This window comes from Trinickia symbiotica, assembly GCF_003028655.1.
Taxonomy (GTDB): Bacteria; Pseudomonadota; Gammaproteobacteria; order Burkholderiales; family Burkholderiaceae; genus Trinickia; species Trinickia symbiotica_A.
Genome location: NZ_PYUC01000003.1, coordinates 336,011 through 348,294 on the forward strand (window position 1 = coordinate 336,011; position 12,284 = coordinate 348,294).

Sequence of the window (12,284 nt, forward strand, 5' to 3'; positions counted from 1 at the left end):
ATTCCCAATCCGCCGCATGAGGCGCGCGCGCTCGCCGCCCACGAGGACCATCCCGGCTGGCGGGCGTTCCTCAACCGGCGCATCCTGATTTGCGTCTTTCTCGGCTTCACGTCCGGATTGCCGCTCTTCACGCTCGTTTATCTCGTGCAGGCCTGGCTGCGCTCGGAAGGCGTCAATCTCAAGGAAATCGGTCTTTTCGCACTGATTCAATTTCCGTACACCTGGAAATTCATCTGGGCGCCGCTGATGGACCGCTACGTGCCACACCTGCCCGGCTGGCGCCCAGGCCGCAGGCGTGGCTGGATGCTGGCCACGCAGATCCTCGTCGCCTGCGCGATCGCCTCGCTCGGCTTCGTGTCGCCGCGCGACGCGATCTGGACCGTCGCCGCGCTGACGGCGCTCGTCGCGTTCTTCGGCGCGAGCCAGGACATCGTCATCGACGCCTACCGGCGCGAACTGCTCGCCGATACCGAGCAGGGCCTCGGCAATGCGGTGCACGTGAACGCGTACAAAGTTGCCGCGCTGATTCCGGGCTCGCTGTCGCTGATTCTGTCCGACCATCTGCCCTGGACCACGGTCTTCGCCGCGACGGCCGCGTTCATGCTGCCCGGCATGGCGATGACGCTCGTCGTGCGCGAGCCCGAAGTGCACGGCGCACCGCCGAAAAACCTGCGCGAGGCGATCGTGTTGCCGCTTTCGGAATTCGTCGCACGCGACGGCTGGGTGGCGGCGCTCGTCGTCCTTGCGTTCATCTTCCTCTACAAGCTCGGCGATACGATGGCGACGACGCTCTCGACGTCGTTCTTCCTCGATCTCGGCTTCGAAAAGACGCAGATCGGCGTGATCGCCAAGACGACGGCGTTCTGGGCCAGTCTCGCCGGCGGCATAATCGGCGGCGCGTGGCTCGTCAAGATCGGCATCGCGCGCGGGCTGTGGATCTTCGGCGCGGTGCAGATCGTCTCGACGCTCGGCTTCGCCTGGCTCGCGAAGATCGGCCCCTCGCCCGCGGCGCTGGCACTCATCTACGGTTTCGAAACGTTTTCGACGGGGCTCACGCTCGCCGCTTTCACCGCATACATCGCGAGCACCACCGATCCGCGCTACACGGCGACGCAGTTCGCGCTATTCACGAGCCTCGCGTCGGTGCCGCGCACACTGGCGTCGGCCGCGAGCGGCTTCATCGTCGCCCGCATCGGCTGGTTCGACTATTTTCTCGTTTGCGCCGTGCTGGCCGCACCCGGCATGCTGCTGTTGCCGAAGATCGCACCATGGCGGGTTCGCACATAACGGCGGAGGGCCGTCCGTACAATCGTTCGCTCGATCGGCGCTGCTTCGCGTCGGCGCGCGTGCTGCTGTCAGCATTCGCTATTTTGCTGGGCCTTGTCGGATTGCCGGGACGCACACATGCGGCCAAGCCGAGCGCGACCGCGGCCGCGGCCGCGGCCGCGAAAGACCCGACCTATACGCCCGGCACCGACATCCACTTCGGCAACGACGCGATGTTCCGCAACCTCGTGCCGCCGCCGATTCTCGAGGCGCAGTCGGCAGTGGAATACGCGGCGCTCGTCGAGCGCGCGCGCGAGTCGGGGCGGTTGCTTCCGGCGAGCGATGCCCGAGTTGACCGAGTCCGCGCCATCGCCATGAGGCTCGCCCCGCTTGCCGAAAAATGGAGCGACCGCGTCAAGGACTGGCATTGGGAAGTCAACGTCGTCCGTTCGCCTCAAATCGGCATGTCTTGCTTGGCCGGCGGCAAGATTCTCGTCTATTCAGGGCTGCTCGATCGGATTCGCTTGCGCGACGACGAGCTCGGCCTGCTCATCGGGCACGAAATCGCGCACGCACTGCGTGAGCAGGTGCGCGAGCGGCTCGGCGGTCAACCGCCGTCGATCTCCTTGGGCGCGAACCCGATTCCGCCGCTTTTCGGGGTAACCGGTCTCGACGGCACCCCGGCGACGGGAGCGACCTTCGGTCCGCCTGCCGCCTCGACGAAATACGACGCGACCGACGAAACCGAAGCCGACGTCATCGGCGCGGATATCGCCGCCCGCGCCGGGTTCGATCCTCGTGCCGCCGTGCCGGCCTGGGACAAGCTCGCCGATGCCACGCGGCGCGACAAGGACGGCTTCATTCGCGCGCACCCTTATACCGTAGCCCGGCGGCTCGATATCATCAAACGGCTGCCGGACATGCTCGCGCTTTACGCCAAGGCGCGCGGCGTATCGGTCAATCAGCTGCCGGACTATCCCGGGATGCGGGGAATGCTCGGCACCGTCACGCGCCATCGGTAGGTCCGCTCCCGCCATTTCTCTCCCGCTTTCTTTTTGAACCTCCTCGACGCAACGAGGCGCGGGGGGTTATTTCGTCCGATTTTCAAACAATGGGCTCTCTCAAAATCGCCGCCAAAGATGATTGAGGGCCTCACGCGAGGCAGGCGCCATCTCGGTGCCGGCGTGAGCGAACTATGGAGGCAAAAAAATGAGAATCACATTCCGAAAACTCGAGCCATCTCGAGCAGCGGCCGCCGCGGCCCTCGCGCTGTCGTGCCTGGTGCCATGCGTCGCGCAAGCGGCTGCGGCCGCGCCGACGCCGCCCTCCGTGCAGCTTTCCGACGGCATCGTGGAGGGTATGCGCGTACCCGCGTTCGGCCGCAGCATGCGAGCGCCCACCGTGAAGGTGTTCCGCGGGATTCCTTACGCCGCACCGCCCGTTGGCGAATTCCGCTGGCGCGAGCCGCAACCCGTTGCGCGGTGGGCCGGTGTCCGACCCGCCCGACAGTTCGGTCCCAGTTGCATGCAGCTGAAATCGTCGAAGCGCGACACCCGCGCCACTGGGATGAGCGAGGATTGCCTCTATCTGAATGTCTGGTCGCCGGACATCGGCGAAGACAAGAAGCGGCCCGTGCTCGTCTATTTTCATGGTGGCGGCTTCGCAGCCGGAGATGGCTCAGAGGCTCGCTATGATGGGGCGGAGCTTGCCTCGCGCGGCATTGTCGTCGTGACGGTCAACTATCGTCTCGGCGCATTCGGCTTCCTCGCGCTGCCCGAAGCGGCAAGCGAATCGTCGCATGGGGCAACGGGAAACTACGGGCTGCTCGATCAGGCCGCCGCGCTGCGCTGGGTCCGCAACAACATCACGAAGTTCGGAGGTGACCCGGATCAGGTAACGATCGCCGGCAATTCTGCCGGTTCTGTTTCGGTTAGCGCCCACATGACCTCACCGGTATCGCGCGGGCTCTTCGCGCGCGCGATCGGCGAGAGCGGCGGGGCGTTCGGGTCGGTCGGATTCAAGAAACGCGATGAGGCCGAGCGTGCGGCCACGCAATTCGCGGCGATGCTCGGCGGCACATCGCTGCAGCAACTGCGCGCAGTGCCGGCCGACAAGGTGCTCGCCGCCACGAAGACGAAGTCGACGGCCGCCATTTTCTGGCCGACTGTCGACGGACATTTCGTGACCGAGTCGCCTGAATCGATCTATAGCGCGGGTCAGCAGGCATCGGTCCCGCTGATGCTCGGCTCCAATTCGCAGGAAGCCCACTTCACTACGCTCCTTGGCGATGCCGCACCTACGCCGGAAAACTGGCGCCAAACGGTCACCACGATGTTCCCGGGTCATGCGCAGGAAGTGCTCGCGCATTACCCCGGCAATGACAACAATGAGGTGATGCACGCCGCCACGGCGCTTGCTGGAGATCTTTTCGTCGGCAACAGCGCCTGGCGCTGGATGCAGTCGCACCTGCAAGGCGGACACGCGCCCGTCTACTATTACCGCTACACGCAACCGCGGCCGCCTGCGACGGATTCGGCGAAAGAGCAGCATAAAACGCCGCAGCCCACCCTCGGGGCGGCACACAGCGCCGAGGTGGAGTACGCGCTCGGCAACCTGCAGAAGCAGCGGCGATACGCATGGACCGCGGTGGACTACGACGTCTCGCGCATTTTCTCCGGCTACGTCGAGCAGTTCGTGAAGACCGGCAATCCCAACGGGACAGCGTCCGCCGGATCCGGCAGCGACACGGCAATCGAGTTGGTGCAGGTAGCCGCCGAACCCGAAGCGCCGGCCCCCGTCACAGCTGGGGCAGAGCAGGCGTCTGCGCGCCGTCAAGCCGGCATGCACATCCCTGTCTGGCCGGCCGTGCGCGCCGACAACAGGGGCATTCTGCGCCAAGTGATCGGTGAAAACACGCACTTGGCGTGGGACCGCGAAGGGCCGCGCCAAGGCCTGGTTCAGCGGCTGCTTGAGACCCGCGGCGGAAGCGGTCCTCAAGCATTGACGAGCCTTTCCCCGTCTAGCAGCCCGGCGGCGTCAGCCGAGCAGTAAGCCTTGCCGTCGCGCGCATTCCGGTCACCGCTCGGTTCGATCCGGAATGCGCGCCTCTCTTGGAGAAGCACGATCAATAGCAAGAGACACTCAATGAAACTCGCCCTGGGGCGCGCCGCAGGGCGCTTTGCTGCAATCGTCGCAGCCGCAGTGACCGTATCGGTTTTTTTTATGCTTCCCTGCGGTGCGAGCGCGACGACCGCGCAGCCATCGCTTGAAGTACCACTCGTCAATGGATCGATCGAAGGCAAGCGAATGCATGTCGGCGAGAAGGACCTGCGCGTGTTTCTCGGGATTCCCTATGCGGCTCCCCCGATCGGCACGTTGCGCTGGCGCGAGCCGAAGCCGGTCGAGCGATGGGCCGGCGTGCGGCGCGCCATTGAATTCGGGCCGCGCTGCATGCAGGCGCCACCCTACGAGATCACGTTCCGTTCTGCTCAGACGAGCGAGGACTGCCTTTACCTCAACGTCTGGACGCCGGCATCCGGTCAGGAACAAAAACTGCCGGTGCTCGTTTACTTCCACGGCGGCAACTTCGACGTCGGAGACGGCTCGGAGCCGCGCTACGATGGCGGCAACCTCGCGGCACGCGGCATCGTCACGGTCACCGTCAATTACCGCCTCGGCGCATTCGGCTTCCTCGCTCTGCCGGAACTCGAAAGTGAATCGCCCCATGGCACGGCCGGGAATTATGGCCTGCTCGATCAGCACGCGGCTCTCGAATGGGTCCGGGATAACATCGCCGCATTTGGCGGGGATCCCGAGCAGGTGACGATCGCCGGCGATTCGGCCGGCGGGTTTTCCGTGAGCACCCATATGGCCTCACCGTTGTCCCGCGGCCTTTTCGCCCGTGCCGTCGGCTTCAGTGGCGGCGCGTTCAGGCCTCAACTCGCGCTTCCGCGTGGCCTCGCCCGAGCCTTGTCGACCTTATTTTCGTGGACGTCGGGAAGGACGACGGTCGAATCGCTGCGAGCTGCCTCGGCCGATTCGATTCTTGCCGTCACGGGGTTGACGAAGCACCCGGCAATCGCATTCTGGCCGTCCGTCGACGGCCGGTTCTTGCCCAAAGCGCCGAACGGCATTTTCGCCAGCGGCTCGCAGGCCCACGTGCCGCTCCTCGTCGGCTCCGATTTATATGTCGGCCACCATGATATGGCGCTCGAAGGCGCCGCGCCAACGCCACAAAACTGGCAGCATGTGCTCGAGGAACGCTTTGGCGATCGGTCCGGCGAGGCGCATGCGCTCTATCCGGGCCAAAGCGAAGAAGAGATCAAGCGATCCGCTTCCGCCTTGGCCGGCGATGAGTGGGTCAGCCATTCGGCGTGGCGCTGGATGACCCTGCATCGGCAGACGAGTCTCGCTCGAATCTACTTTTATGGCTATACCCATCGGCACCCTATCGCCCCGGACGAAGAAGACCTCCCGGATCCTGTAGTCCGCCCCTGGAATGCGAAGGAGGCTCTTTTCGCACTCGACAACCTCGACAGTCGTCCCTCGTATCCTTGGAGCGCCGATGACCGCGAGATTTCGCGCGTCTTCTCGGGCCATGTCGAACAATTCATCAAAGACGGCAATCCAAACCGCGCCGGACTGCCAACGTGGCCCGCCGTACAGGTCACTCGTGAGGGCCATTTGCGGCATGCGATAGGCGCTGATAAGCAAAGGGCCGCTCAGGATGTCGACGCCCGGCATGCTCTCTTGGAAGCCAGCTACGCAGTCAGAAAGGCCGGCGCGCTCGCCCGTTGAAGTGCGACGAAAACGCTCGCGTCCTGAACAACGCGATGGGTAAATTGGTCTGATTCTTAATAAAGAGACGATCTCGAAATCCATCGGTAAGACGATGAAAGCCTCCCACGAAGTGCCATTGTCCCGAACAGTGGCGCCCCATCACCAAGGAGGCAAAAAGATGAGATCCATCGTCAGTCGAGTTGTGGACCGTACGGCCGCTGCAGCCGCCCTATCGCTGATTTGCACGCTGCCCCACGCGGCGGGCGCGCTCCCCACGTCTCCCCCAGCCGAGGTCCGGTTGAACGAAGGCGTTGTCCAGGGCGAGCGTATCCGCGTCGGTCGTACCGATTTGCATGTGTTTCGCGGCATTCCGTATGCCGCGCCGCCCATCGGCGAACTTCGCTGGCGCGAGCCCCAGCCCGTGGGTCGGTGGGCCGGCGTTCGGAACGCGCGCGAGTTCGGTCCTCGCTGCATGCAGTCGTCGCCATTTAGGCCCGTGTTCCGCTCGAAGGAGATGAGCGAAGACTGTCTTTATCTCAATGTCTGGGCGCCGGCGCCCGGGCAGGATGCAAGAGACGGCAAGCGCCCGGTCCTCGTCTACTTTCATGGCGGGGGTTTCATCGGCGGCGACGGCTCCGAAGGCCGCTACGACGGCGAGAATTTCGCGGCGCGCAGGCTCGTCGTGGTGACCGTCAACTATCGGCTGGGCGTGTTTGGATTTCTCGCGCCACCGGAAGCGGCTCGCGAGTCGCCGCACGGCACGGCCGGCAATTATGGGCTGCTGGACCAGGTCGCCGCATTGCGCTGGGTGCGGGACAACATCGCTCAGTTCGGCGGCGATCCGGAGCAGGTGACCATAGCGGGCAACTCAGCGGGCTCGATCTCCGTCAGCGCGCATATGGCCTCGCCTTTATCGCGTGGGCTCTTTGCTCGCGCGATCGGCGAAAGCGGCGCCGCATTGGCGCCGCTCAGACCGTGGTCTCGCGAAGAAGCCGAACGTGCGGCCGGCTATCTTGCAGAGCGCGTCGGCGCCACTTCATTGGACCAACTACGCGCTTTGCCTGCGAGCACACTGCTGGACGCCACAGCTGAGACCGCCAAGCCAACCTACCGATTCTGGCCTCATGTCGACGGTCATTTTCTCCCCGAGTCCCCAGAATCAATTTTCGCGAGCGGCAGGCAGGCGCCGGTGCCCCTGTTGCTCGGCGTCAATTCGCAAGAGGGCCACTTCGATCAGGTGCTGGGCGGCGCGACGCCAACGCCCGAGAACTGGCGCGCTTCCATCGGCGACTTATTCCGCGATCAAGCCAACGAAGCCTTGGCGCTTTATCCCGGCAAAGACAACGACGAAGTGATGCGCTCGGGCACCGCACTCGCGACCGACCTATTCGTGGGTCACAGCACATGGCGGTGGATGGACTTGCATCGGCGCACCGGTCGTGCACCCGTCTACTTCTACCATTACGCGCATATCCGTCCGCCCGAAGTCGAGGTCGGTCCAGAACAACAACGCGGGCCGCAACCGACCATCGGTGCGGTACACAGCGCGGAGATCGAATATGCCCTCGGCAATCTCGACAAGCGGCCGCGATATGCATGGCGGCCCGAAGACTACAAGGTGTCACAGGCCTTCTCGACATATATCGCCCAGTTTGTGCGAACAGGCAACCCGAACCCGCGCCATGCGGAAAATCCGCTCACGTATTTTTCCGCGCTGGGATTGACGCGCAAACCAAACCTTCTTACGCCGCCCAATTGGCCCGCCGTCAAAGAGGAGCAAGGCGGGCTTGCACAGCAAGTGATCACGACGACCCCTTACACGTCGTGGAACCGCGACGCACCGCGGCATGCCTTCCTGCAGCGGTTCATCGAAAGCCGGGAATCGCCTACTAGCGGCCAATGATAAGAACACGCGTCGCCGCTGCGGTCGCTCGAGGTCGAATCCAAGAGCGACCGTCAGCGGAAAGCCAGCAGCAAACCGTCATCGCGCCATTCGAGAATCAGGGCGACAGGCTACACTTTCCCATTCAGCCAACGAAGGGGCCGCACAATGTCGCCGAAGGATTTGCTGCTTGCACTCGTCGTCGTGGTGGTGTGGGGCGTGAACTTTGTCGTGATCAAGGTCGGTCTGCACGGCGTGCCGCCGATGCTGCTCGGCGCGTTGCGTTTCGCCGTGGCGGCCGTTCCGGCCGTATTCTTCGTCAAGCGGCCGAAAGTGGCATGGCGTTGGCTCTTCGGTTACGGGCTCACGATCTCGTTCGGGCAGTTCGCCTTCCTTTTTTCAGCAATGAACGTCGGCATGCCGGCAGGGCTCGCGTCGCTCGTGCTGCAGGCTCAGGCGTTTTTCACACTGTTATTCGCACGGTGGCTCCTGCGCGAGCGGATGCGCGCGCAAAACATCGTGGGCCTTTTCGTCGCAGCCACCGGTCTGGCGGTCATTGCGTTGCAAGGCGGCCAGGCGATGACAGCGGCCGGTTTCGTCCTGACGCTTTGCGCGGCGGCATCGTGGGGGCTCGGCAATATCGTCGCGAAGAAGATCGGCAAAGTCGATCTGGTCGGCTTTATCGTGTGGGCGAGCCTCATCCCGCCGCTGCCGTTTCTCGCGCTCTCCTACCTGTTCGAAGGCCGCGAGCGCATTGTCGCGGCGCTATCCGGCATCGGGCCGTCGTCGATCTTCGCCGTTGCCTATCTTGCGTTCGTGGCCACGTTGCTCGGCTATGGACTGTGGAGCCGCCTGCTTTCGCGCCATCCGGTCGGCGAAGTCGCTCCATTTGCGCTGCTCGTGCCGATCGTCGGCCTTGCCTCGGCATCGCTGCTGCTAGGCGAAGCGTTGTCGGCGGCTCAAATGGCCGGTGCGGCGCTCGTCATGGCAGGCCTCGCCGCGAGCGTACTCGGTGAGCGCATCGTCGGCGCTTTCCGTCCGCGGGAACGGACATCGACAGAACGGAATCGCTAGGCTCGATGCGGCAAACGAGCGGGAGCCCGCTCGTTTTTACTTCACTTCGTGCTCGTAATCGACTGTCAACGGCGCGTGGTCGCTAAACTTGATGTCGCGAAAGATAGAGGTGCCCTTCGCCTTGCCCGCGATTTCAGGCGTCGCAATCTGATAGTCGATCCGCCACCCGACGTTCTTCGCATAGGCCTGCCCGCGATTGCTCCACCAGGTGTACTGCTCGGGTCGCGGATCGAGGGTGCGGAAAACGTCGACGTAGCCCACCTCGTCGAGAAGCTTCGTCAGCCACGCGCGTTCCTCCGGAAGGCAACCCGAATTCTTCTGGTTGCTTTTCCAGTTCTTGATGTCGATTTCCTTGTGGACGATGTTCACATCGCCGCAAAGGATGACCTCGCGCTCCTTCTTGAGCGCGGCGAGATGCGGCATGAACTCGTCCATGAAACGGTATTTGGCCTGCTGTCGGTCTTCGCCGCTCGACCCTGACGGAACATAGACCGATACGATCGAGAGCTTCCCGAAGCGAGCCTCGACATACCGCCCCTCCGGATCGAACTCCTCGCTGCCGAAGCCGATGATGACGTCGTCAGGCTTGTGACGCGTGTAAAGCCCCGCGCCGCTGTAGCCCTTCTTGACCGCATGCTGAAAATAGCCGGTGAAGCCGTGCGGAGCAAGGAACTCTGGCGTCATATCGTCTTGCGAGCACTTCACTTCCTGCACGCAGACGATATCGGCGTTTTGTTGTCCGAACCATTCGAAAAAGCCCTTCTTCGCGGCGGAGCGAATACCGTTCAAATTAGCGGTGATGACTCGCAGCATGGTGTTTTCCCGTTCCTTTTTGTTCGTTCAAGCAACTGTGACGCCCTTCAGCGATTCCTTCGCCGGCGGGTATTCGAGCTTGAGGCCTTCGAGCAAGCGCAAGAGCAGCGTTGCCACCATCACATTCCGATGCGACTTCGAGTCGGCCGGCACGACGTACCACGGCGCACGCTCGGTCGATGTCGCCGCGAGCGCGTCGCGATAGGCCGCTTGATAGGCGTCCCAATGCTGCCTCGCTTCCAGGTCGGAGAGGTCGAACTTCCAGTGCTTGGTGGAATCATCGATGCGCGCCTGCAAGCGCCGGCGCTGCTCGTCCTTCGATATGTGCAGAAAACACTTGACGATCGCGGTGCCGGAATCGGCCAGCAATGCCTCGAAATGCCGAATATGCTGATAGCGGCATGCGAGCTCGGCATCCGTCAGCTGGCCCAGCACGCGCGGCACGAGCACATCCTCGTAGTGACTGCGATTGAAGATCGCGAGCTCGCCGGCCGCGGGCGCATAGCGATGGACGCGCCAGAGAAAGTCGTGCGCGGCCTCGTCGAGCGTCGGTGCGCGAAAGGACGTAATCCGCAGTCCGAGGGGATCGGTTTCATGGAAGACGGCGCGGATCGTGCCGTCCTTGCCGCTCGTATCCATCCCCTGCAGGATCAGCAGCACGCGCTCGCGGCGCTGCGCATGCAAGCGCTCCTGCAGCTCGTCGAGCCGCACGGCCAACTCGGCGAGGCGCTCGCGATCGGCCGACTTCGAGCCCGCCGAAAAAGGCTTCGCGCCGGTATCGAAATCGTCGAGCGCAAACGCGTGAGCCTTCTTGCCGTTCTCGAAGAACGGAATGCGGAAATCGTCGAGATGCGCCTGTTTCATCATGCCGTGCTGTCCTTTCGTCTAGGCTGTTCACTCGCGGCGGCCCACTCTCCTGCGCTGCGGCCGGCAACGCACGTTCGCAAGCCTGCAATCGAGGGTGAACATGCCGTGGCGTCACGACCGCCGTGTTCAGGACGACAGCTTCTTCTTCAAGAGCTCGCCTACCTGCTGCGGATTGGCCTTGCCTTTGGTCGCCTTCATCGCCTGGCCAATGAGCGCGTTGAATGCCTTCTCCTTGCCGGCACGATATTCGTCGACCGACTTCGGGTTCGCGGTGAGCACCTCGTCGATGATCGCCTCGAGCTCGCCCGTATCGGAGATTTGCTTCAGGCCCTTCGCCTCGATGATGCGGTCGGCCGCGCCGTCGTCCGTCGCCTTCTCGTCCCACATCGCGAGGAATACTTCCTTTGCGATCTTGTTCGAGATCGTTCCGTCGGCAATCCGTTGCAAGACCAGCGCCAGTTGCGCGGCCGAAACGGGGCTTTGCTCGATGTCGAGACCGTCGCGATTGAGCTGCGACGATACTTCGCCCATCAGCCAGTTCGCCGCCATCTTTGCTTGAGCCGGGCCCGTCTTTGCGACGACGGCCTCGAAGTAGCCCGCCATCGCCTTGCTCGACGTGAGCACCGATGCGTCATAGGCCGTCACGCCGTATTGCGCGACGAAGCGCTGCTGCATTGCCGCCGGCAGTTCCGGCATCTCTCCCTGCACGCGCTCGATCCAGCCCGCATCGATGACGAGCGGCATCAGGTCGGGATCGGGGAAATAGCGGTAATCGTGCGCATCTTCCTTGCTGCGCATCGAGCGCGTCTCGCGCTTGTCAGGATCGTAAAGGCGCGTTTCCTGCACGACGGTGCCGCCGTCCTCGATCAGCTCGATCTGGCGGCGCATTTCGTACTGAATCGCCTCCTCAAGGAAGCGGAACGAGTTCAGGTTCTTGATTTCCGCGCGCGTGCCGAACTCCTTCTGGCCGACCGGACGCACCGACACGTTCGCGTCGCAGCGAAAAGACCCTTCCTGCATGTTGCCGTCGCAGATGCCGAGCCATACGACGAGCGCATGAAGGGCCTTCGCGTACGCGACGGCCTCGGCCGCGCTGCGCATATCGGGCTCGGTGACGATCTCAAGCAGCGGCGTGCCCGCGCGGTTCAGATCGATGCCGCTCATGCCCGCGAAGTCCTCGTGCAACGACTTGCCTGCATCCTCTTCGAGATGCGCGCGCGTGAGATGGATCGTCTTTTCATACGCTTGCGTGCCCGCCTTTTCGTTGGCGGGCACCTGGATCGTGACGCTACCGCCTTGGACGACGGGTATTTCGTACTGGCTGATCTGATAGCCCTTCGGCAGATCGGGGTAGAAATAATTCTTGCGCGCGAAGATGCTGCGCGGCGCGACCGTCGCGCCGATCGCGAGGCCGAGGCGGATCGCACGCTCGACGGCCCCGCGATTCAGCACGGGCAGCACACCCGGCAGCGCGAGATCGACGGCGCATGCCTGCGTGTTCGGCTCGGCGCCGAAGCGCGTCGATGCGCCCGAGAAAATTTTCGAGTCCGTCGACAGTTGCGCATGCGTCTCGAGACCGATTACGACTTCCCATTGCGACATA

At 63.6% G+C, this 12,284-nt stretch carries 9 protein-coding genes; 6 read left to right on the forward strand and 3 right to left on the reverse strand.

Translation table 11 applies throughout. From position 1 onward, the window contains the following. From C9I57_RS07625 to C9I57_RS07650, 6 genes are all read left to right on the forward strand, one after another. Positions 1-1,287: an AmpG family muropeptide MFS transporter gene (locus C9I57_RS07625; RefSeq protein WP_107150191.1), complete on the forward strand. Its 1,287-nt coding sequence runs from the start codon at positions 1-3 to the stop codon at positions 1,285-1,287. Beyond that, positions 1,269-2,288: a M48 family metallopeptidase gene (locus tag C9I57_RS07630; RefSeq protein WP_107150011.1), complete on the forward strand. Its 1,020-nt coding sequence runs from the start codon at positions 1,269-1,271 to the stop codon at positions 2,286-2,288. Before C9I57_RS07625 ends, C9I57_RS07630 begins: the two co-directional genes overlap by 19 nt. A gap of 187 nt (positions 2,289-2,475) precedes the next feature. Then, complete coding sequence (locus C9I57_RS07635) at positions 2,476-4,317, forward strand: carboxylesterase/lipase family protein (protein WP_107150012.1); 1,842 nt, start codon at positions 2,476-2,478, stop codon at positions 4,315-4,317. A 93-nt stretch (positions 4,318-4,410) separates the two neighbouring features. Beyond that, positions 4,411-6,063, forward strand: coding sequence for a carboxylesterase/lipase family protein (locus C9I57_RS07640; RefSeq protein WP_107150013.1), 1,653 nt, complete (start codon positions 4,411-4,413; stop codon positions 6,061-6,063). Positions 6,064-6,223: 160 nt separating this feature from the next. Next, positions 6,224-7,948 (forward strand): carboxylesterase/lipase family protein, encoded by a 1,725-nt coding sequence (locus tag C9I57_RS07645; protein WP_107150014.1) that lies wholly within the window; start codon positions 6,224-6,226, stop codon positions 7,946-7,948. 147 nt (positions 7,949-8,095) lie between these two features. Next, a complete protein-coding gene (locus C9I57_RS07650) occupies positions 8,096-9,001 on the forward strand; it encodes an EamA family transporter (RefSeq protein ID WP_107150015.1) in 906 nt (301 codons plus the stop codon). Positions 9,002-9,037: 36 nt separating this feature from the next. On the opposite strand, the gene C9I57_RS07655 is transcribed toward C9I57_RS07650, so the two are convergent. From C9I57_RS07655 to gatB, 3 genes are all read right to left on the reverse strand, one after another. Beyond that, the gene (locus C9I57_RS07655) at positions 9,038-9,814 is read right to left on the reverse strand and encodes an exodeoxyribonuclease III (protein ID WP_107150016.1); all 777 of its coding nucleotides are present in this window, start codon (positions 9,812-9,814) and stop codon (positions 9,038-9,040) included. 27 nt (positions 9,815-9,841) lie between these two features. Next, the gene (locus tag C9I57_RS07660; protein WP_107150017.1) at positions 9,842-10,681 is read right to left on the reverse strand and encodes a PPK2 family polyphosphate kinase; all 840 of its coding nucleotides are present in this window, start codon (positions 10,679-10,681) and stop codon (positions 9,842-9,844) included. A 126-nt stretch (positions 10,682-10,807) separates the two neighbouring features. Further along, complete coding sequence (gene gatB, locus C9I57_RS07665; protein ID WP_107150018.1) at positions 10,808-12,283, reverse strand: Asp-tRNA(Asn)/Glu-tRNA(Gln) amidotransferase subunit GatB; 1,476 nt, start codon at positions 12,281-12,283, stop codon at positions 10,808-10,810. Position 12,284: the final 1 nt, after the last annotated feature.

What these genes read in the sequence shown, in the direction of transcription:
- C9I57_RS07630 (WP_107150011.1), top strand. Translation starts at nt 1,269, where the DNA reads ATGGCGGGTTCGCACATAACGGCGGAGGGCCGTCCGTACAATCGTTCG.
- C9I57_RS07635 (WP_107150012.1), top strand. Translation starts at nt 2,476, where the DNA reads ATGAGAATCACATTCCGAAAACTCGAGCCATCTCGAGCAGCGGCCGCC.
- C9I57_RS07640 (WP_107150013.1), top strand. Translation starts at nt 4,411, where the DNA reads ATGAAACTCGCCCTGGGGCGCGCCGCAGGGCGCTTTGCTGCAATCGTC.
- C9I57_RS07645 (WP_107150014.1), top strand. Translation starts at nt 6,224, where the DNA reads ATGAGATCCATCGTCAGTCGAGTTGTGGACCGTACGGCCGCTGCAGCC.
- C9I57_RS07650 (WP_107150015.1), top strand. Translation starts at nt 8,096, where the DNA reads ATGTCGCCGAAGGATTTGCTGCTTGCACTCGTCGTCGTGGTGGTGTGG.
- C9I57_RS07655 (WP_107150016.1), bottom strand. Translation starts at nt 9,814, where the DNA reads ATGCTGCGAGTCATCACCGCTAATTTGAACGGTATTCGCTCCGCCGCG.
- C9I57_RS07660 (WP_107150017.1), bottom strand. Translation starts at nt 10,681, where the DNA reads ATGATGAAACAGGCGCATCTCGACGATTTCCGCATTCCGTTCTTCGAG.
- gatB (WP_107150018.1), bottom strand. Translation starts at nt 12,283, where the DNA reads ATGTCGCAATGGGAAGTCGTAATCGGTCTCGAGACGCATGCGCAACTG.